This is a genomic window from Belnapia sp. AC561 (genome assembly GCF_979252845.1).
In genome coordinates this window covers 1-249 of the sequence record NZ_CEEDBP010000375.1, presented here as the reverse complement: position 1 = coordinate 249, position 249 = coordinate 1, and the positions used below count along the sequence as shown (strand labels likewise).

1 protein-coding gene is annotated in these 249 nt (G+C 65.5%); it reads right to left on the bottom strand.

Going from position 1 to position 249, the window contains the following annotated elements:
- The coding region (locus AC0IW9_RS31490) for a nitroreductase family protein (protein ID WP_471652216.1) at positions 1–249 on the bottom strand (249 nt) is incomplete at both ends.

Below are 249 nucleotides of genomic sequence, written 5' to 3'. Positions count from 1 at the left end.
ACTGCAACCGGCTTGGCGCCAGCGGGCAGGTGCAGCAATTCGGCTAACGCGTGCGGCTCGAACATCGACACCCAACCCACGCCCAGCCCTTCGGCGCGAGCGGCCAGCCAGAAATTCTGGATCGCGCAGGACACCGAGGCCAGGTCCATTTCTGGCAATGTGCGACGGCCAAACACATGGGCTTCGCGGCCATCACCCAGGGCGACCACAAGCAGCTCGGCGCAGTCGCGAATGCCCTCGACCTTCAGC